Below are 20,725 nucleotides of genomic sequence, written 5' to 3'. Positions count from 1 at the left end.
CGTATATGATACGTTATCTCATACCACAACCCCGGCAGGGATTTTTTCTTTCATGCATGCTCTCCCCGCGCGCCTTGCCCGGCGCCAGACAACGGCCGGCCTCGTCGAAATAACAGCGATTTCAGCGTGGTGCCTTGGCCTCGCCAACTGGCGCTTGCGCCGGTCCCTTGACCGATGATCGGGAGCGCCGGTCGTCGACAGGCGAAGCGAACGGCGCCGAGGCGGACGGATCGGAAAGAAAGCGCACGTCCGCGATCCTAGAGGCGATCGTTCTTTCGATCCTCTGCGCCAGCCACGCCCCGCTCGGCGCCTACGCCATCGCGCGGCAGGCGCGCGCACTCGGCGCGCCGATGGCGCCAAACCAGGTTTATCGCGCCCTCGAGCGACTAGGTCCGCGCATCCGCCGTGTGGAATCGCTGAACGCCTATGTGAAGGCCCCCGGGGCCCCCGGCATGATCACGCTCTGCCGCCGCTGCGGGCGGACCGCAGCACTGGATCTAGAAATCGATATGGCGCTCGACCGGATTTGCAGCAGGTCGGGCTTCAAACGCGGACGCGTGATCGCTGAAGTTGTAGGTATCTGCCCATCATGTCGCCGGGGAGCGCAATCGATCTGATCAGGGCGCGGGACTGGCAGCGTCCGGATAGGCGATCGCGAAAGCCGGCCTCAACGCATTCAGCCCTTGTAGAACATCCAGCCGATCATCACGCCGCCGGTCAGGACAAGGGCAAGGGAGAGCCATCGCCATCCCCCCATGCCTCGCCAAACGCCCGACATAATCGGCCTTTTAGCGACGGCGAGACGCGCGCCGTGGGCGATGCGGTGCGAGTAAATGGCGGCGCCGGACAAGGCCAGGCCGGTCATCAAAAGGCCGAACAGAAACCAGGGAATACGCGTCCAATAGCCCGCGAAAGTCCCGAAGTGCAGCGGGTCGGCCATCTCGGAAATGCGCTGGTGCACGCCGAGGTCGCCGCCATCGCTGGCCGTCACGAAGCGTGCGGACGCCGCGTCGACCCACACGGCATTGGCGCGCGGGCGGACCAGCCAGGCGCTTCGCTGGCCCTGAAAGACGAAGGCGCCAGACTTTTCATCCGGAAACTGAACGGACTCGATGGCAAGCGCCGGGTCGGCGCTCGTCGCTGCCGCCAGACTTGCATTCAGCCGCCGTGCCGCGCCCAAGGCCGCAGCCCCTGACGGCAAAGCGACAATTTTGCTCGCGGGTTCTGGAAGATCGGGTGCGTCGCCGCCAAGCTGTTCGACGAGATACCAGAGGCCCGTAATCGCGATCAGCGCGACGAACCACAGGCTCCAGACCCCCGCCAGTCGGTGGAAATCGCCCCAAGCCGTGCGAATATCGCGCCAGCGGATCGGCTTGAAGAAACCGCGCCACCATTTGCGATAGACGACGAAGGAGGTGACGAGGCTGATCAGCAAGAGGATCGCCATCGAGCAGACGATCGGAATACCATATTTGGTGGGCAGGTTGAGATGGCGGTGAAGATTGCGCAGCACGCGCTGGGCGTCGACGAAGCTCTGCTCCCCCTGCACCTTCCCCGTCGTGGGATGGACATGGAGATACCCGCGGCTCTCGTCGGCGCGCTGAAACGAAACCCTCACCGCGAACGCGCCTGCGGTTGGACGCGCAATATAGTTGATCGTGGCCACGCCGGGATAGCGCGCCGCATTTTCAGCGATCACGTCCCAGCGCGGTGGTCCTTCGACCGTCGACGGATCGACGCGCAGCGTCGGATGAATGAGCCAGTCGATCTCGGCGCTGAGCACGGCGAGCGTCCCGGTGAAGAGGACGAACGCGAGGAACAGCGACAGCTTGAGTCCGACCCATTGGTGGACGGCCCACCAAAGGCGGCGCCCACCCGATTTCTTCGGCGGAGATTTGGCGGCCTGTGCGGTCAGAATTTATATCCCACTTCGACGAAGGCCGATCGCGGCTCGCCCGGAAAATGTCCGCCACGGTCGTTGAAGCCGGAGGCAGCATAGGTCTTGTCGAAGATATTATCGACCCGCAGCCGCACATCCCATGGACCGCGCGTCCAGTTCACCGATCCGTCGAATATGAAATAGGGGTTCACCGGCTGGTTCGAGAGGCTGATCCGTTTCGAAACATAGTCGCCGCCGAAGGCGAAGGCCAAACCCGCGCTCGGGATCTGGTAGCGCGTCCAGAAGCCGAGCTTGTTCTTCGGCGCGTTCGCAAAACGGCCACCCGCGACCGAATTGGTCGGCGGCGTGAGTCCATTATCCTTGGTTATCTTCGTGTCATTATAGGCGTAGGTCAGCGTCAGCACCCAATTGTCGGTAATGTCGGTGGCGATATCGACATCGACACCCTTCGAGGTCACTTCGCCGAATGCTATCATATTGTCGATGCCGTCCAGGGGAGTATTCGTGTCCCCGTCCGGATCGGCTTGCAACAGGTTTTGCCGCTTGATTTTGTAAACCGACAAGCCGCTCTGGACGCGCCCGCCGAAGAGCGCGGTTTTGATTCCGCCCTCGAACATATCGCCCGTCGTCGGCGGAAACGGCCCACCTGCGCGCGGGTCCTGCGCCGAGGCGGATTGTGGCTCGAAGCTCGTCGCATATTGACCAAATAGCGAGATATCGTCGCGCGGGCGCCAGACGAGGCCGACGCGATAACTCTCGTCGCGATCCTTGAATTGCGTGCGCGAGCCGTCCGCCGCGATGCTGACATCCTCGAAGCTGTCGGTACGGATCCCTGCAACCGCAATCAGCCTGCCTACCGTCAATTCGTTCAGGACATAGAAACCATTGCGCTTCGTATCGGTATAGGTCGTTCTTGCCGCCTGCATGGCATAGAGGGCGGGATCGCAGGCGCGATACACCGGGTTTGCGAAATCGAGCGGGCACGGCAAGCCCGCGACTGCCGTCGCACGCCCGTTCAGCTGCGAAGCCGTCGAGACGGCATCCTCGGTGCTGTAATCGAACCCTGCGAGCACCCGGTTCGAAACGCGGTCCGAAATCTGGGCCGACCAGACAGCATTGCCGCCGAACGACCAGCTTTTCGTGCCGCGATACTGATCGCGATATTGCCGCGCGATCGCATCGAAACGTCCATCGGCATTGCGGTCGAGCAAGGCAATCGGTTCGTGATATTTCTGCTTCTCGGATGCATCGATATGACGCCCCGCCACATCGATCTTCAGATTCTCGGTCGGCTCGAATTCAAGCTTGGCCTGCAGCGCCGTCGAGCGAAGGTCGAGGAAATCGCTGGGCTCATTATGGTTCCAGCGCCGATCAGCAAGGAAATGCCCATCGGCGTCCACCGCAATCCCCCGCAGGCGGTTGGCGGCGAGATCCTGCTCGATACGCCATGCCTGTGTCGTCAGCTTTGCGACGCCGAAGTCGAAGGTGGCGCCCGCATCGAGAAGCAGCGATCTGTTTCCGGCGAACTTGCGCGGCAGGTTGCGGTCTTCAAAAAAGGCACCGCCGCGCAGGGAGATGGCATCGTTCACCGGCCCCGTCACCTCGACCTGCCCGCCGTAACGATCTTCGGTCCCCGCAACGAGCTTGGCCGAGGCCGAGAAGGTCTGCGACGGCTTCTTGGTCACATAGTTGAAAAGCCCGCCCGGTGCGGTCTGGCCATAAAGCATGCCAGCCGGCCCCTTCAGGAACTCAACGCGCTCGATGTTGAAGAGCTGAGGAACGGCAAACCCGATATAGGGGTCTCCGCGCAGACCGTCATAGAAATTTTCCTGCTGACGGAAGCCGCGAGCCGTCACGCCAGCGTAGGAGAAGAAGCTGACGCCCGAAATGTTACGATAGAGGTCCTGCGCATCGCGAGCGCCCTGGTCTTCGATGAGATCTGCGGTGAGAACGGTAATCGACTGCGATGATGCCAGCGGCTCTGTCGGCATCTTGCCGCTGGCCGTCTCTTCAACCCGGTAAAGCTTCGACACGCGGCCGGTTACGATGATCTCGTCCCCCGCATTGTCCGCCGCCTCTTCAGCTAAAGCAGTCGACGCCATTACGGCGGCCGAGGCGGACAAGCCCAGCGCAATCTTGCGAATCATTCTCATTCCCCTTTTCGGCCGCGCCGCTAGCGTAGTTGAGAATTATTCGCAAGAATTCGTTGGGCGCTTTGTGGCCCGTTCGAAACCCATTCGTTTCCGCGCTCGTCCCAGTCGATCGCCTGACCTTCGGCTTCCATTGCGACCGTCGCCATATGATCGAGTGTCGCGCCCAGGCCTCTGTGCACCGCCATTCGACGTCGAAGCGGACCAGCGCGATATGCCGGTGATCGCGAGGCTATCTCCGTCACCTCGCGATTATTTGCTTTACCTCAACTTAGGTTCAGCTTTTATGGAGAGGCTCCACGATTCGCGAATGGAGCATCTCTTGTACGTCAATTACGGCAAATCGGCTTTTTCAGACGCCCAGCACGCGCCGCGAAAGCTGCGCGATCCGCGCGCCGAGCTCGTCCACGGATCGCTCCGCCGTCAGTGCGTCATCCGCCATGCCGTGGAGCGCGTGAAAGATGAACGCCGCGACCTGAACGGGCTTCTCGCCGGACAGATGCCACGCGCCGTCAACTTGTCCGGCCGCCACCAGCGCCGCGAGGTGGCGGACGAGGTCAGTGTCGTCCATTGCTTGGCGATGCGGCATCGACGGGCCGTGAAACACCACATCGTGCAGCGCATGCATGTCGAAATAGGCCTCGGTCGCCGTGACGATCCACGCTTCGAGCCGGCCGTTCCAGTCATCGGGGCCGCGCGCTTCGACCGCCGCCGCCACACGCGCCTGAAACGCGTCGCTGAAATGCTGGCGCAGCGCATCCATCAGGTCCGCCTTGCTCGCGAAATAATGATAGAAAGTCCCCTTCGCGACGCCGGCCTGCGCGGCGATGTCGTCGATCGAACTGTCCGGCAAACCCCGATCGACCAGCAAGGTGATCGCCGCCCGCACAAGCTGGTCCCGGCGGATATCGGCCCTGCGCGGCGGCGGCGGGATCGTGTCGCCCGAACGCGGGCGTCGACGGACGGGCCGCGCCGACGCCCGCCTGACCGAGGTAAAGTCTCTCTCTGACATCGACGCAGTCTAGCAGCATCGCGGCCCGCGATGCGACTCTCTTGACCCGCCTCGATACAACTAATAACCATTCGCAATAATTTCGACCATGAGTCTATTCTTGATGAGGTCCCCCCGTGTCATCTTCTGAACATTCCGACGAAACCCTCCCTCCCCGCATGCGGCGCTGGCGCCCGGTGCTGCCGGTCGCGGCTGCCTTGCTCCTGCTCGGGGGCGGTCTCTACGCCTGGCGCGCTGCCCGGACGGTCGAGACCGCGCCCGGCCAGATGCAACCAGTGCCGGTCTCGACCGTCACGGTCACGCCCACCGACGTCCCGGCCGCGCTCGAAGCGGTCGGTTCGCTCCGCGCCGTCCGCGAAGTGGTGCTCGCCCCCGAAGTGGCCGGACGCGTGACCGCGATCCGCTTCACCGCCGGCGAACGCGTCAGCGCCGGCGAACTGCTTGTGCAACTGTTCGATGCGCCCGAACGCGCAGATCGTGCTGCCGCGCAGGCGAAGGCGAATTTCGCTGGCCTGCAGCTGGCGCGTTCGAACGAACTCGCGCCATCAGGCGCCGAGCCGCGCGAACTGCTCGAACAGCGGCGGGCTGAGCATGCGCAGGCGCATGCCGCGGTCCGGCAGATCGATGCGCGGATCGTGCAGAAGCAGCTCCGCGCCCCCTTCGCCGGCACGCTGGGCATCCGGCAGGTCAATCCGGGCCAATATCTCAATCCGGGCGATCCGGTGGCGACGCTGACCGCGCTCGACAACCTCTATGTCGATTTCGCCGTACCGCAGCAGGAATTCGCCCGCCTGACACCCGGCGCGACGGTCGATATCCTTTCGGACGCCTGGCCCGACCGGCGCTTCACCGCGCGCGTCACCGCGATCGAGCCGCAGGTCGGCAAGGACACACGCAACGTCATGGTGCAGGCGACCCTGCCCAACCCCGGCCTTGCGCTGCGGCCCGGCATGTATGTCACCGCGCGGCTCGCGCTGCCCCCCATCGCCGGAGCGCTGGTCGTCCCCGCCACCGCGATCCAGACCTCGGCCTCGGGCGACAGCGTCACGCGCGTGAAGCTGGACAAGGCCGGCCGCGGCGGCACCGCAGAGGTGGTACCCGTCACCACGGGCCGCCGCTTCGGCGACAAGGTTGTCGTGACCAGCGGCCTCCGCCCGCGCGATGTCGTCGTGATCAACGGCCAGCTGCGCGTCCAGCCGGGTGCGCCGGTGACGCTCGCACCCGCACACGCCGCGCCGGCCAAGGGAGCGCGCTGAGATGGCCTTCACCGACATTTTCATCCGCCGCCCGATCCTCGCGGTGGTGGTCAGCCTGCTAATCCTGCTCGTCGGCGGCGCGGCGCTCTTTTCGCTGCCGGTGCGCGAATATCCGAACATGGAAAGCGCGACGATCGTCGTCGACACCGGCTATCCCGGCGCCACGCAGGATGTCATGCAGGGCTTCGTCACCACCCCGATCGCGCAGGCGATCGCGACCGCGAACGGCATCGACTATCTCACCTCCACCTCGACCCTCGGCAAGAGCCAGGTGAAGGCGAAGCTGGTGCTGAACGCCGACGCCGACCGCGCGATGACCGAAATATTGGCGAAGGTTCAGCAGGTGAAATATCGCTTGCCCGCCGGGGCCAACGATCCCGTCATCACCAAGATGACCGACGGCGCGTCGGCGGTGCAATATCTGGCGTTCGTCAGTGACACCCTGCCCGTCCCACAGATCACCGATTTCGCGACACGGATCGCACAGCCGCTGATCACGGCGGTCCCCGGGGTCGCCTCCGCAGAGATCAGCGGCGGCCAGACGCTGGCGATGCGCGTGTGGGTCGATCCCGTGCGTCTCGCCGCACGCGGTCTGTCGGCCGGCGACATCGCCGCAGCGCTGCGCGCGAACAACGTTCAGTCCGCGCCGGGCCGCCTGAAAGGCACCGACACCGCGATAAACATCACCGCCGGCACCGACCTGCGCGACCTCGACGCCTTCCGGCAGATGGTGGTGAAGCGTGTCGATGGCGGGATCGTCAAGCTCGGCGACGTCGCGACTGTCGAAATCGGCGGGCAAAATTACGACAGCAGCGCGCTGACATCAGGCCGCCGGTCCGTCTCGATCGCCATCACGCCCACCCCCGACGGCAATCCGCTAGAGATCGTCAAGGCCGTCAAGGCGCTGGTTCCCGACATGCAGCGCGTGGCGCCGCCGGGGGTCGAAGTGATCAGCCAGTTCGACGTGGCGCATTTCGTCAACGCGTCAATCGAAGAGGTCAGCCACACGCTGATCGAGGCCATCGTCATCGTGATCATCGTTATTTTCCTGTTTCTGGGCTCACTGCGTGCCGTGCTGATCCCCGTGGTGACGATCCCGCTGTCGCTCGTCGGCACCGCCGCGCTGATGCTGGCCTTCGGCTTTTCGCTGAACCTGCTGACCTTGCTCGCGATGGTGCTGGCGATCGGGCTCGTCGTCGACGATGCGATCGTCGTGGTCGAGAATATCCACCGGCATATCGAGGAGGGCCTGTCGCCGGTCCGCGCCGCCTTGCTCGGCGCGCGCGAAATCGTCGGGCCAGTCATCGGCATGACGCTGACGCTCGCGGCGGTCTATGCGCCGATCGGGCTGATGGGCGGGCTGACCGGCGCGCTGTTCCGCGAATTTGCCTTCACGCTGGCGGGATCGGTCGTCGTTTCGGGGGTCGTCGCGCTGACGCTGTCGCCGATGATGAGCAGCCTGCTGCTCAACAGCCAGATGAACGAGGGCAGACTGTCGCGCGCGATCGAGCACAATATGCAGCGCGCGACCGACCGGTACAGCCGCCTGCTCGGCGCAACGCTCGCGGCGCGGCCTGCGGTATTGCTGGTCGGCGCGGTCGTCATGGGCGCCATCGTGATCCTGTTCACCGGCACGCAGCGCGAACTCGCGCCGCAGGAGGATCAAGGCTATGTCTTCGTCCAGACCAAGGCGCCGCAATATGCCAATGTCGAATATACCGCGCGCTACGCCCAAGAGGTCGAGCAATTGTTCCGCGGGCTGCCCGAATATGTAAGCAGCTGGTTCGACAATGGCACCGATGGCCTCAACAACGGCTTTGGCGGCGTCATCCTGAAGGAATGGGGAGATCGCGAACGCGGCGCCGACGCGATTCAGGCCGAACTCAATGCCAAGGGCGCCGGGATCACCGGTGTCTATGCCGCCGCCTTTCAGGCCCCGGCCCTCCCCGCTTCGAGCGGCGGCTTGCCAGTGCAGATGGTCATCCGCTCGTCGGACGATTTCGCCGCGCTGCACGCCGCGCTGGAAAAGGTGAAGGGCGCGGCCTGGCAAAGCGGGCTGTTCGCCTTCGTCGACAGCGACCTCGCCTTCGACAGCCCCGAAGCGCGGATCAGCGTCGATCGCGCCAAGGCGGGCGAAATGGGGATCACGATGGAAGCCGTCGCCGACACGCTGGCGACGATGGTGGGCGAAAATTACGTCAACCGCTTCAACTGGCACGACCGGTCCTATGATGTCATCGCGCAGGTTCCCGCGGCGCAGCGGCTCACGCCCGACAATCTCGGTCAATATCATATCAAGACCGCGTCGGGCACGCTGGTGCCGCTGTCGACGGTGACGAAGGTCGAAATGCGTCCCGAGGCCAACCGGCTGACGCAATTCAACCAGATGAACTCGGTCACGCTTTCGGCCATTTTGGCGCCCGGCGTGACGATGGGACAGGCGGTCGATTTCCTGAAGAGCCAGCCGCTGCCCGCCGGAACCAGCGTCGACTGGCTTTCAGATAGCCGTCAATATGTGACCGAAGGCGACCGGCTGACGATCTCGTTCGGCTTCGCGCTGATCGTCATCTTCCTCGTCCTTGCGGCGCAGTTCGAAAGCTTCCGCGATCCGCTGGTCATCCTCGTCACCGTACCGCTCGCCATCTGCGGGGCGCTGGTGCCGCTGTGGCTCGGTTACACGACGCTCAACATCTATACGCAAATCGGATTGGTGACGCTGATCGGACTGATTTCGAAACACGGCATATTGATGGTGTCCTTCGCCAACCAGATCCAGAAGCACGAGGGGCTCGACCGGATTGCCGCGATCCGCAAATCGGCGGCGGTGCGTATGCGGCCAGTGCTGATGACCACCGCGGCGATGGTCGCGGGACTCGTACCGCTGCTGTTCGCCAACGGCGCCGGTGCTTCCAGCCGCTTCGCCATTGGTATCGTCGTCGTGATGGGCATGCTGATCGGCACATTGTTCACCCTCTTCGTCCTTCCCACTGTCTACAGCCTGATCGCCAGGGATCACCGCGCGGCGTCGCACAGCGCGCGCGAAACCGAACTGGCGCAGGCGGAGGTTGCATATGCGTAAGCTGCTTTTCCTGCTCTCCCTCACCACCGCCGGCTGCGCCGTCGGCCCGCATTACGAGCCGCCGCAGCCCGTGGCGAAAGCGGCCGGCGCCTATACGACCGTCGCAGCCGGCGTCGACAGCGCGGCCGAACTGCCCGATCATTGGTGGCGCCTCTACAATGATCCCGTTCTCGACGGCCTGATCGAACGCGCGCTTGCCGCGAACACCGATTTGCGGGTCGCCAACGCCAATCTGGCAAAGGCCGACGCCGTTCTGGGCGAAGCCCGGGCCGGACGTCTGCCGACCACCGACCTCAGTGGCGGAACCAGCTACGGCAGCGCGGCGGGCGGCAACCCGCAACCCGCCGGCGACCGGCAATGGACGCACAGCGGCGGGCTCGCCGTCGCTTGGGAGGTTGATTTGTTCGGCCGCGTCGGCCGCGCGATCGGCGCGGCGCGCGCCGATGCCGATGCCGTCGAGGCGGTCCGCGACGCCGTTCGCGTGACCGTTGCCGCCGAAACCGCGCGCGCCTATGGCGACGCCTGCGCTTTCGGCGCTTCGGCGGCAATCGCCAGCGCCTCGCTCGCAACCGCCGAGGACAGCCTGCGCATCGTGACCGCGCAGCAACGCGCCGGATCGGTCGGCCGGCTGGAGGTTGAACGCGCCGCCGGCACCGTCGCCACGGCGCGCGCCGCGATTCCCCAGGTCGAAGGCCGACGCCGCGTCGCCTTGCTCGAACTCGCAGCCTTGCTGGGCGGCCAGCCCGGCGACGTGCCTGCCGAGGTCCAGAGCTGCACCCGGATTCCGGCGCCGGTGACCGCGCTTCCGGTTGGCGACGGCAACGCCCTGCTCCGCCGCCGCCCCGACCTGCGCGAATCCGAACGCCGCCTCGCCGCCGACACGGCGCGCATCGGCGTGGCAACCGCCGATCTCTATCCACGCATCCAGCTTGGCGCGAACGGCAATTTCCTGCGCAACGACGATACGAAGGGCAGCGACAGCTTCAGCTTTTCGCTCGGTCCGCTGCTGTCATGGAGCTTTCCCAACATCGCGGTCGCGCGCTCGCGGGTCAAACAGGCCGAAGCGCAGGGCGACGCATCGCTCGCCACGTTCGACGGCAAGGTGATCGGCGCGCTCAAGGAGGTGGAGCAAGCCCTCGCGATATATGACGCCGGGCAACAGCGTCATGCGGCGCTTGCCGAAGCGCGGGACCGGACCCAGACCGCCTACGACCTTGCGCAAGCCCGCTATCGCGCTGGATCGCTGTCGCTGCTCGACACCGTCATCGCACAGCAATCGCTGATCGAAGCGCGCGCCACGCTGGCGGCATCTGCACAGCAACTGGGTTCGGCGCGGATCGACCTGTTCAAGGCGCTTGGCGGCGGCTGGAGCTGAAACCGTCCATGCACGCATTAGGCAGACATCCGGGGAATAAACGGGGCGGCACCGGTAAGATCGGTGCCGCCCCCGTCAAAGAGCTTTTCAGATTTATAGAACATATCGGTTAGTTTTATCTGACTGTTTCGTATAATTTCACCGGCCTAAACCGGCGTCACCCCGAGAGGATCGGGACTTCGAAACAGCAAGATTGGAACCGCCGCCATGTCGATCAAAGCCACCCCCACCCCCGCCAAAGCCCTGCTCGATCCCCTCAACCACGCGCTGGTCCTGATCGATTTCCAAGCGCAGATGGCCTTCGCGACGAAATCCATCCCCGCCGAACTGCTGCGCAACAATGCTGCCCTCGTCTCGAACGGCGCGGCGGGGTTCAAGGTCCCCACCATTCTGACCACCGTTGCCGAAAAGAGCTTCTCGGGCCCGATGTTCGAGGAGATCACCGACGCGTTCGCAGGCCAGAAGCTGCTCGACCGCACGTCCATGAACAGCTGGGAAGACGAAGCCGTCGTCGACGAGATCAATCGCATCGGCAAGGACCGCCTCGTCTTTGCGGGACTGTGGACCTCCGTCTGCATCGTCGGCCCGGTCCTCTCGGCGCTCGAACAAGGGTTCGAAGTCTTTGTCATCACCGACGCCAGCGGCGACATTTCGGAAGAGGCGCATGAGCGCGCCGTCGAACGGATGGTGCAGGCAGGCGCGAAGCCGATCACTGCACTGCAATATCTGCTCGAGCTTCAGCGCGACTGGGCGCGCGCCGAAACCTATGACCTGACCACCGGGATCGCCCGCAAATGGGGCGGCGCCTATGGCCTGGGCATCACTTATGCCAAGGCCATGTTCGGCGCTTCGGAAGGCGGCCACTGACACCCCCGGGCCGGGCGCATGACCGCCTGGCCCACCCCCGATAGAATTTCAGCTTCCCGAAGGAATTTCTCATGGCTTTTGTAACCACCAGCGACGGCACCGGCATCTTCTACAAGGATTGGGGTCCGAAGGACGCCCAACCGATCGTCTTTCATCATGGCTGGCCGCTGTCGTCGGACGACTGGGACGCCCAGATGCTCTTCTTCCTCGCCAACGGATACCGCGTCGTCGCGCACGACCGCCGCGGCCATGGCCGGTCGGAACAGGTGAGCGAAGGCCATGACATGGCGCATTATGCGGCCGACGCCGCAGCGGTCGCCGAACATCTCGACCTGCGCAACGCGATCCACATCGGCCATTCAACTGGCGGCGGCGAGGTCGCAGCCTATGTCGCTCGCCACGGCATCCCGCAGGGCCGCGTGGCAAAGGCTGTGCTGGTGAGTGCGGTGCCGCCGATCATGCTCAAGACCGACCGTTACCCCGGCGGCCTGCCGATCGAAGTATTCGACGGATTCCGGTCGGCACTCGCCGCCAATCGTGCCAGCTTCTTCCGTGACGTCGCGGCGGGCCCTTTCTACGGCTTCAACCGCTCGGGCGCTAGGATCGACGAGGCGGTGATCGACAATTGGTGGCGACAGGGCATGATGGGCAGCGCCAAGGCGCATTATGACGGCATCAAGGCCTTTTCGGAAACCGACCAGACCGACGATCTCAAAGCGATCAGCGTGCCGACACTCGTCCTGCATGGCGATGACGATCAGATCGTGCCGTATAAGAATGCGGCGGTCCTGCAGGCCGAAATCCTGCCGAACGCAACGCTGAAAATCTACCAGGGCTTCTCGCACGGCATGCTGACCGTCAACGCCGACGTCCTGAACGCCGACCTGCTCGCCTTTGCCAAAGCCTGATAAAGAGGGAGAACGGAGCGATGAAAATCTATCTTGTCTCGCTAGGCGCGGGGCTGCTTGCCGGTCTGGTCTATGGCCTCATCGGCGTCCGTTCTCCCGCCCCTCCGGTGGTCGCCCTCGTCGGCCTCGCCGGAATCCTGCTGGGCGAGCAGATGGTGCCAATCGTCAAGCGTATTGCCGACGGCCCCGAACTGGCACGCTTCGTTCGCGAGAATTGTGCACCGCAAATTCTTGGCACCCCCGCTCCTCGCAAGGAGGATGATACATGAACCCGATTACCCGCCGCCAGGCCCTTGCCGGCGCTGCCACCACCGCCCTTGTTACCGCTTCGGAGAGCTTCGCCATGACCCAGCCCGACCTCGTCATCGTCAACGCCAGGGTGACGACGCTCGATCGCACCAATCCAGAGGCGCAAGCCGTCGCGATCCGTGACGGGAAATTCCTGGCCGTCGGCGGCGAACAAAAAGTTCGCGCCGCCGCCGGCCCCGACGCGACCGTCATCGACGCGAAAGGGCGCCGCCTGATCCCCGGGCTAATCGACAGCCACATTCATGTCATCCGGGGCGGGCTCAACTATAATATGGAGCTGCGCTGGGACGGTGTGCCGAGCCTCGCCGACGCGATGGCGATGCTCAAGAAGCAGGCGGCGAACACGCCGCCCCCGCAATGGGTGCGCGTCGTCGGCGGCTTCACCGAACATCAATTCGCGGAAAAGCGACTTCCGACGCTCGACGAGATCAACGCCGCCGCGCCCGACACCCCGGTGTTCATCCTGCACCTTTATGACCGCGCCCTGCTCAACGCCGCAGCGCTGCGCGTCGTCGGCTATACCAAGGATACGCCGAACCCGCCGGGCGGCGAAATCGTCCGCGACGCCGCCGGCAACCCCACGGGTCTTTTGCTAGCGCAGCCCAACGCCGTGATCCTCTACTCGACGCTGGCGAAGGGGCCGAAATTGCCCGAGGAATATCAGGTCAATTCGACGAAACATTTCATGCGCGAGCTCAATTCGCTCGGTGTGACCAGCGTGATCGACGCGGGCGGGGGATTTCAGAATTATCCCGACGATTATCAGATCATCGAAAAGCTCCACAAGGATGGCGAACTGACCCTGCGCATCGCGTACAACCTCTTCACACAAAAGCCGAAGGAAGAACTCAAGGACTTTGCGACCTGGTCGACGCAGGTGAAGCCCGGCGATGGCGACGACACTTATCGCCATAATGGCGCGGGCGAGATGCTGGTCTATTCAGCCGCGGACTTCGAGGACTTCCGCGTCGAGCGCCCCGATATGCCGGCGAATATGGAAAGCGACCTCGAACCCGTCGTGCGCCTGCTCGCGGAGCGCAAATGGCCCTGGCGCCTTCACGCCACCTATGACCAGACGATCGGTCGCGCGCTCGACGTGTTCGAAAAGGTCAACAAGGATATTCCGCTTCAGGGCCTCAACTGGTTCTTCGACCATGCCGAGACGATCAGCGAACGGAACATCGACCGGATCGCGGAACTCGGAGGGGGAATCGCGGTGCAGCACCGCATGATGTTCCAGGGCGAATATTTCATCGAACGCTATGGCGCCAAGGCGGCGGAGGCCACCCCGCCGATCCGTCGAATGATGGAGGCCGGCATCCCCGTCGGCGCCGGCACCGACGCAACGCGCGTCGCCAGCTACAACCCCTGGGTGTCGCTGTCGTGGCTCGTCACCGGCAAGACGCTGGGCGGCACGACACTCTATCCGGTCCGCAACCGGCTCGACCGCGAAACGGCGCTCCGCCTGTGGACCGAAAAGAACACATGGTTCTCGAACGAGGTCGGCAAAAAGGGGCAGATCAAGGCCGGTCAGCTCGCCGACCTCGCGCTGTTGTCGGATGATTATTTCGGCGTTGCCGAGAGCGAGATTGTCCATCTCCGCGCGGTTCTGACCATTCTCGGCGGCAAAATCGTCCACAGCGAGGGAGATTATCGCACCGTCGCCCCCGATCTGCCCAAGCCGATGCCCGACTGGTCGCCCGTCGCGACCTTCGGCGGATATTATCGCCAACCCGAGGGCGCGCAGAAGATGGCGGCGGCTTGCGGCTGCGCCAGCGCCTGCAAAGTACACGGCCATGATCATGCTGCAGCGCTTGGCGCCAATACGCCCGCCGCCGACGTCCAGAGCTTCTGGGGTGCGTTCGGCTGTGGCTGCTGGGCGGTCTGAGCGATGACGCCCGCACCCATCGCACGCCTGCTTGGCGATACGCGCTTCGCGGTCCTGGCCGCAGCGCTCCTCACCCTCCCTTACTGGACGAGTGGCTTCGCAAAGCTGCTCGATCTTGGCGGCGCGATCGGCGAAGCGCGGCATTTCGGGCTCGAACCCGCGGCGCTTACCGTCACGCTTACCATCCTCGTCCAGATCGGGGGCTCCCTACTGATCATCGTCGGCCGGCGGGCATGGCTTGGCGCCGGTGCGCTCGCCGTCTTCACCGCGATCGCGACGCTGATCGCTCATCCCTTCTGGCAGGTGGCCGACCCCATGGCACGCTTTCACGAACGCAACACCTTCCTCGAACATGTCGGACTGATCGGCGGCCTGATGCTGGCTGCGATCCTGCGGGAGCGCCGGACATGACCTCTGCCGCTGCCGCCGTTCCTGCCAGCGAGCGCCCCCTCGCCAGCCCGATGTTCCGCGCGCTGTGGATCGCCACCATCGTTTCGAACGTCGGCACCTGGATGCACGACGTCGGCGCGGGCTGGCTGATGACCTCGCTGTCGCCCGACCCCTTGATGGTCGCGCTGGTACAGGCCGCGACCACTTTCCCGATGTTCGCGCTGGCGCTGCCCGCCGGGGCGCTCGCCGACATCGTCGATCGCCGCCGCTTGCTGATCGGCGCACAATTGTTCGGACTGATCGGCGCCGCCGGGCTGGCCGCCATAACCCTCGCAGGCCTCACCACCGCGTGGGTGCTGCTCGTCTTCACTGCCCTTATCGCGGTCGGCGCCGCCTTCTCCGCGCCTGCTTTCCAGGCGGTGGTGCCCGAGCTGGTCGACAAGAAGGCCTTGCAACAAGCGGTCGCGCTGAACTCTCTCGGGGTCAATATCGCCCGCGCCATCGGTCCGGCCCTCGGGGGCGTCATCATCGCCGCGTCCGGACCCGCTGCGGTCTTCGCGGTCAACGCGCTGTCGGTCGTCGGCGTCATCATCGTCCTGTTCCGGTGGCGCCGATCGGTCCCCGACCGCCATCTTCCCGCCGAACATATGATCGGCGCGATGCGCGCGGGGCTTCGTTACGCAATGCGTGCGCCCGAGTTGCAGGTGGTACTCATCCGTTCGGTCGGGTTTTTCGTCTTTGCCAGCGGCCTGTGGGCGCTGCTGCCGATCATCGCTCGCCGCGATCTCGGGCTCGGCCCGGCGGGCTATGGCGGACTGCTGACCTTCATGGGCCTCGGCGCGATCAGCGGCGCTATACTGATGCCGAAACTGCGCGGTCGCATGGGCGCCAATGCGATGACGCTGGCTGCCTCGACCCTGCTCGCGGCCGCAATGGCGGCACTGGCGCTCGTCAACGGATTCTGGACCGCATCTGCGGCGCTGTTCGTCGCGGGCCTCGCATGGATCGCGATGATGGCCTCGCTCAACGGCGGCGCGCAGGCGACCTCTCCCGCCTGGGTGAAGGCCCGCGCGCTCGCCATCTACCTTCTCGTCTTTCAGGGGTCCATCGCGGGGGGATCGGCGCTCTGGGGATCGCTCGCCTCGCGCATCGGCGTGCCATCGACCCTGATGGTGGCAGCGACGCTGCTAGGCTTTGCCGGACTGATACTTGCCTGGCGTTTCCCGCTCGACAAGGCGAGCACGCTCGACCTTGCACCGTCGGCCCACTGGCCGGCGCCGATGGTCGATGGCGATGTCGAGCATGACAGCGGTCCGGTTCTGGTGACGGTCGAATATCGCATCGATCCGGCGCAGGTGCCCGCCTTCTTCGCCGAAATGCGGAAAATGCGCCGCATCCGCCGCCGCGACGGCGCGATCCACTGGGGCATTTACGAGGATACGGCCGTCCCCGGCACGGTGATCGAAAGCTTCACCGTCGAAAGCTGGCTCGAACATCTGCGCCAGCACGACCGTGTGACCAACGCGGACCGGATACAGCAGGAAGCGCTGCGCGCGTTTCAAACGGACGATACGCCGCCGGTCGTGCGCCACTTCGTTACGCGCGGCTAGTGCGCGCTCTCGCCCTCCTCGCCGCGCTGCGGCAGCGATGCTGAAACGCTAAAGATCGATCATGCCGGCAAGTTCCGCATCTTGCCGGCCAAGTTCGACGAATTGCTCGAGCAGCCAGGACGCGGCCGGCCCCGGCGGCGTGTCGCGGCGCCATACGCCGGCAAAGCGATAGGTGCCGCCGGGATGATCGGGCATCGCGAGCTGGACGAGCGTGCCTGCCCCAAGGTCCGGCTCGATCATCGGCAGCGGCATATTGCCCCAGCCAATCCCTTCGCGCAGCAGGGCATGTTTCGCGCCCAGATCGGCGAGCCGCCATGTCTTGGGGCTCAACACCGAATAATCCTGACCTTCGGTGAAACGTGACCGGTCGGTGAGGACCAGCTGCGTATAGTCGCGCCCGGCGCCCGGGGCGATCCGGTCCATGCGCCCCAGCGGATGATCGGGCGCCGCGACGGGCACCATCGGGATCGACCCCGCAGCGATGCACTCGACGCCTTCGACCCCGGCCGCGAGCGGCCCCGATATTCCAACAATCGCCTTGCGGTCGAGGATCATCGCCGTGATCGCGCCCAGCGCCTCGACATGCAGCCGAAGCTGGACGGTCGGAAATTCGGCAGCGAAGGCCCGCAGCACGCGGCCCAGCCGGTCAGCGGGCAGCATGACGTCGACCGCAAGGTCGACCTCGGCCTCAAGGCCATCGAGCAGCCCCTTCACCTTGGCACGCAGCCCGTCGATGCCGTGCGAGATCGCGCGCGCCTCGGACAGGAGCGCGCGGCCCGCCACGGTCAGCTGCGGCTTGCGCGTTCCTTCCCGGTCGAAAAGCGTGACGCCGAGCTGCCCCTCCAGATTGGAGATGCCATAGCTTATGACCGACACCGCCCGATTGAGCCGGCGCCCGGCCGCAGCAAAACTGCCGGTATCGACGATGGCGAGGAAGATTCGCAGCTGGTCGAAGGTCGGCGTACCCGGATTATTCACTTTTCAAATTCCTCGAACGTTTCGATGAGTTTTATCCCACTGAACAGGACAAGCTTCAATGCCTAAATGCTTCTCAACGGCAACCGATCCCGGTGTGCCCCGGAGACAAGCAATGATCGAACTTCGCCCCTTTGACAGCCTCGGCGGCGCCAACCACGGCTGGCTCGACGCCAAGCATCATTTTTCATTTGCAGGCTATCAGGACCCCGCCCGCACCAGCTGGGGCAATCTGCGCGTGTGGAACGACGACACGATCCAGCCGCAGACCGGCTTTCCGCCGCACCCGCACCGCGACATGGAAATCATCACTTATGTCCGCGAAGGCGCGATCACGCATCAGGATGATCTGGGCAACAAGGGTCGTACCGAGGCCGGCGACGTTCAGGTGATGAGCGCGGGCACGGGCATTCGTCATTCGGAGTATAATCTGGAGGACGTCACGACGAAGATCTTCCAGATCTGGATCATTCCGACCCGCGACGGCGAAGCGCCGCAGTGGGGCGCGAAACCTTTCCCCAAGGGCGAACGCTCGGGAAAATTCGTGACGCTCGCGTCGGGCTATGACGATGACAATGACGCCTTGCCGATCCGCACCGACGCGCGCGTAGTCGGCGCAACGCTTCGCGCTGGCGAAACGGCGGAATATCCGCTGGGCCAGAACCGCAAAGCCTATCTGGTTCCCGCAAAGGGCGCGGTGCAGATCGACGACGTCCGCGTGAACGCGCGTGATGGCGCCGCGATCAGCGACATGGCAGTGCTGCATGTCACCGCAATCGAGGACAGTGAAATCGTCCTGGTAGACGCGGCCTGACATCAACCGGAGCGCCGCCCCTGCGGCGGCGCTCCCCTTTTCCGGAGACGATCATGATCCGTTTCAGAGACCGCGGCGCACGCGGCCGCCACCGGGGCGGACAGATCGACGCCAGCCACAGCTTCTCCTTCGCCGACTATAACGACCCCAAACATATGGGCTTCCGCGACCTTCGCGTGCTCAACGAGGACTATATTGTCCCCGGTGCCGGGCTTCCCGAACACGGCCATGAAGACATGGAAATTGTGACGATCGTCCTCAAGGGCGCGGTCGAGCATCGCGACAATCTGGGGAACAGCGCCATCATTCGCGCGGGAGAGGTCCAGCGAATGAGCGCCGGCACCGGGATCCGCCACAGCGAACGCAATCCCAGCGCCGACGAACGCGCCCACCTGCTTCAGATATGGATCATACCCGCCGAAACCGGCGGCCCGCCCTCCTATGATCAAAAATCCATCGATCCGGGACAACCGCGCAATCGCTGGATCACCATTGCCAGCGGCGATGGACGCCACGGATCGCTGACGGTGCGGCAGGACGCCATTATGTCGCTCGTTAAACTGGACGACGGCGCCGTCCTCGAACGCGAACTCGATCCGGCGCGTGGCTATTGGGTCCAGATCATTGGCGGCATTATTGCCCTCAATGGCACCGAAATGCGGGAAGGTGACGGTGCGGCCCTGACCTCGGAAGCCATGCTTTCCCTCCACGCCGATTCCGACGCCGAGGTCCTGCTCATCGACCTGCCATGACCATATGGACATTTTGTCCGGTCGTCAGCTTCCGGGGTCGTACCCTCCTTCCCAATAGGGGATGAGATTATTCGGTGCCCGGCGAGTTCCGTTCCGCCGCGGGCTGATCCAATTTTTCGCGCTCGAACTGGATCGTCGTGATTCTGGCGTCGAGCGCCTTCACCACCTCGGCCGTCAGGTCGTTCGCGAAATTCCCGCCGAGCAGCGCGCCGCGATCGAACAGCAATCCGCATTTACGCTCGCCATAAACTTTTGCGATCGCCGGCTGCGCTTCGTCGGCCACGCGGGCGAGCGCCTTGGCGCGGGTTGCGTCGATCTCGCGGCTGCCCTGCGCGGCCTGACGCTGCAGCGCCTGCCAGCGCGTCGCAAGGGCATCGCGGCGCGGCTTGGTTTTGGCATCGTCGCCCTGTGCCGCGAGTGCCTTCGCTTCGGCCTCAAGCGGCGTGCGCTGCTGGTCCACTTCGGCCTGCGCTGCGCGCGTCAGTTCCGCGATCCGCGCCGATACCGCCTTTCCGACAGCCGCATTGGCAAAAACCGCCTCGCGTGAGAGCAGGCACACGCCGGGGACGACCGGGCCGCCGAGCGCGGGCGCGGGAGCAGCCTGCTGCGCAGCCACCGGTGCGGCGGCGAGCGCAAGGAGGATGACACTTATCGTTATGATCCGGATCATTTCAGGCATCCTCGGTTTCGGTGACGGCTTCCGCCGGTACGGCGGCGCCCTCTGCGCGCGCCAACAGGTCGGCGAAGCGGTCGAGGGACAGGAAATGGAAATGGATGAGCGCGAGCCATCCCTTGCGGTGCCATTCGAGCACCAGCGCGTCCGGCAGCGCATCGAACTTCGCGCGATCGACGATTTTGAAACCACGGAGCATCAGGGCCTGACCCGAATCGAGCCGCGCATCGGCATGCTGGTCGACGAGCAGCTCCTGTGCGAGCAGTGCCTCGACAAAGGCATCGGTCTGGATATGCGCACCGTGGAAATCGCGGCAGAAGGTCAGGATGTTGTCGACCACTTCGGTCGGCTTCCCGTCCGAAAACAACGCCGCACCCTCATCGTCTCCCGCAAAATGCGGCGCCGCGCGGTCGATCGCGAGGACGAAGCTGTCCTGAGACCGGTCGACGAAGACGAACGGATAGCGCCGCGCATAAGCGGGCACATAGCAACCCGGCGCCCATGCTTCGCCATCGACAAATCCGTTGCGGCGGTCGAGCCCGAGGATCGCGACCGGAAAGCCGTCTCCGGCCGCAAAAACCACAGGATAGTGGCGCATCGCGGCGCCGAATTCGATAACGGTCAGCGGGATCGCATTGGCATCCCGGGCAAAGCCATAGCCGCCGGGGCGGAGCCGCAGGTCGGCGTGCTGCGCCGCCGTGAGCAATTCGGGCTGCCGGTAAAAGAGCGGAAATCGCGTTTCTGTTTTTTCGGTCATGTCGAACCTG

Annotated in this window: 18 protein-coding genes; 12 read left to right on the top strand and 6 right to left on the bottom strand. The window is 64.6% G+C overall.

Translation table 11 applies throughout. From position 1 onward, the window contains the following. Nucleotides 1-167: 167 nt before the first annotated feature. Complete coding sequence (locus ACSYDV_RS21905) at nt 168-617, top strand: Fur family transcriptional regulator (protein WP_438326196.1); 450 nt, start codon at nt 168-170, stop codon at nt 615-617. A 59-nt stretch (nt 618-676) separates the two neighbouring features. Here ACSYDV_RS21905 and ACSYDV_RS21900 read toward each other — a convergent pair whose 3' ends face one another. The 3 genes from ACSYDV_RS21900 to ACSYDV_RS21890 form a co-directional block, all read right to left on the bottom strand. Next, nucleotides 677-1,915 (bottom strand): PepSY-associated TM helix domain-containing protein, encoded by a 1,239-nt coding sequence (locus ACSYDV_RS21900; protein ID WP_438326209.1) that lies wholly within the window; start codon nt 1,913-1,915, stop codon nt 677-679. Next, the gene (locus ACSYDV_RS21895) at nt 1,912-4,047 is read right to left on the bottom strand and encodes a TonB-dependent siderophore receptor (RefSeq protein ID WP_438326195.1); all 2,136 of its coding nucleotides are present in this window, start codon (nt 4,045-4,047) and stop codon (nt 1,912-1,914) included. The genes ACSYDV_RS21900 and ACSYDV_RS21895 overlap by 4 nt, the downstream gene beginning before the upstream one ends. A 355-nt stretch (nt 4,048-4,402) precedes the next feature. Then, nucleotides 4,403-5,062: a TetR/AcrR family transcriptional regulator gene (locus ACSYDV_RS21890; protein WP_438326194.1), complete on the bottom strand. Its 660-nt coding sequence runs from the start codon at nt 5,060-5,062 to the stop codon at nt 4,403-4,405. 116 nt (nt 5,063-5,178) lie between these two features. On the opposite strand from ACSYDV_RS21890, the gene ACSYDV_RS21885 reads away from it, so the two are divergent. The 9 genes from ACSYDV_RS21885 (at nt 5,179) to ACSYDV_RS21845 (ending at nt 16,744) form a co-directional block, all read left to right on the top strand. Further along, a complete protein-coding gene (locus ACSYDV_RS21885; protein ID WP_438326193.1) occupies nt 5,179-6,318 on the top strand; it encodes an efflux RND transporter periplasmic adaptor subunit in 1,140 nt (379 codons plus the stop codon). A 1-nt stretch (nt 6,319) separates the two neighbouring features. Beyond that, nucleotides 6,320-9,397 (top strand): efflux RND transporter permease subunit, encoded by a 3,078-nt coding sequence (locus ACSYDV_RS21880; RefSeq protein ID WP_438326192.1) that lies wholly within the window; start codon nt 6,320-6,322, stop codon nt 9,395-9,397. Continuing rightward, nucleotides 9,390-10,772 carry an efflux transporter outer membrane subunit gene (locus ACSYDV_RS21875; protein WP_438326191.1) on the top strand — a complete coding sequence of 461 codons (1,383 nt, stop codon included), beginning with the start codon at nt 9,390-9,392 and terminating at the stop codon, nt 10,770-10,772. The genes ACSYDV_RS21880 and ACSYDV_RS21875 overlap by 8 nt, the downstream gene beginning before the upstream one ends. Before the next feature lie 207 nt (nt 10,773-10,979). Further along, nucleotides 10,980-11,639: a hydrolase gene (locus ACSYDV_RS21870; RefSeq protein ID WP_438326190.1), complete on the top strand. Its 660-nt coding sequence runs from the start codon at nt 10,980-10,982 to the stop codon at nt 11,637-11,639. A gap of 71 nt (nt 11,640-11,710) precedes the next feature. Further along, nucleotides 11,711-12,547 carry an alpha/beta fold hydrolase gene (locus ACSYDV_RS21865; RefSeq protein ID WP_438326189.1) on the top strand — a complete coding sequence of 279 codons (837 nt, stop codon included), beginning with the start codon at nt 11,711-11,713 and terminating at the stop codon, nt 12,545-12,547. Between the two features lie 20 nt (nt 12,548-12,567). Continuing rightward, complete coding sequence (locus ACSYDV_RS21860) at nt 12,568-12,816, top strand: DUF1427 family protein (RefSeq protein WP_438326188.1); 249 nt, start codon at nt 12,568-12,570, stop codon at nt 12,814-12,816. Further along, a complete protein-coding gene (locus ACSYDV_RS21855; protein WP_438326187.1) occupies nt 12,813-14,744 on the top strand; it encodes an amidohydrolase in 1,932 nt (643 codons plus the stop codon). The genes ACSYDV_RS21860 and ACSYDV_RS21855 overlap by 4 nt, the downstream gene beginning before the upstream one ends. A gap of 3 nt (nt 14,745-14,747) precedes the next feature. Further along, a complete protein-coding gene (locus ACSYDV_RS21850) occupies nt 14,748-15,155 on the top strand; it encodes a DoxX family protein (RefSeq protein WP_438326186.1) in 408 nt (135 codons plus the stop codon). Continuing rightward, the gene (locus ACSYDV_RS21845) at nt 15,152-16,744 is read left to right on the top strand and encodes an MFS transporter (RefSeq protein WP_438326185.1); all 1,593 of its coding nucleotides are present in this window, start codon (nt 15,152-15,154) and stop codon (nt 16,742-16,744) included. Before ACSYDV_RS21850 ends, ACSYDV_RS21845 begins: the two co-directional genes overlap by 4 nt. 48 nt (nt 16,745-16,792) lie before the next feature. On the opposite strand, the gene ACSYDV_RS21840 is transcribed toward ACSYDV_RS21845, so the two are convergent. After that, nucleotides 16,793-17,722, bottom strand: coding sequence for a LysR family transcriptional regulator (locus tag ACSYDV_RS21840; protein ID WP_438326184.1), 930 nt, complete (start codon nt 17,720-17,722; stop codon nt 16,793-16,795). Between the two features lie 112 nt (nt 17,723-17,834). On the opposite strand from ACSYDV_RS21840, the gene ACSYDV_RS21835 reads away from it, so the two are divergent. Beyond that, entirely contained in the window at nt 17,835-18,533 is a 699-nt protein-coding gene (locus tag ACSYDV_RS21835) for a pirin family protein (RefSeq protein WP_438326183.1), read from the top strand. Nucleotides 18,534-18,586: 53 nt separating this feature from the next. Further along, nucleotides 18,587-19,285 (top strand): pirin family protein, encoded by a 699-nt coding sequence (locus ACSYDV_RS21830; RefSeq protein ID WP_438326182.1) that lies wholly within the window; start codon nt 18,587-18,589, stop codon nt 19,283-19,285. Nucleotides 19,286-19,352: 67 nt separating this feature from the next. Here the strand turns inward: ACSYDV_RS21830 and ACSYDV_RS21825 are convergent, their stop codons facing one another. Further along, nucleotides 19,353-19,955 carry an OmpH family outer membrane protein gene (locus ACSYDV_RS21825; protein ID WP_438326181.1) on the bottom strand — a complete coding sequence of 201 codons (603 nt, stop codon included), beginning with the start codon at nt 19,953-19,955 and terminating at the stop codon, nt 19,353-19,355. A gap of 1 nt (nt 19,956) precedes the next feature. Then, entirely contained in the window at nt 19,957-20,715 is a 759-nt protein-coding gene (locus tag ACSYDV_RS21820) for a SapC family protein (protein WP_438326180.1), read from the bottom strand. Nucleotides 20,716-20,725: the final 10 nt, after the last annotated feature.

It is taken from the genome of Sphingopyxis selenitireducens (genome assembly GCF_051550705.1).
Taxonomy (GTDB): Bacteria; Pseudomonadota; Alphaproteobacteria; order Sphingomonadales; family Sphingomonadaceae; genus Sphingopyxis.
The sequence above is the reverse complement of the archived record's forward strand: the minus strand, read 5'-3'. Positions and strand labels throughout refer to the sequence as shown.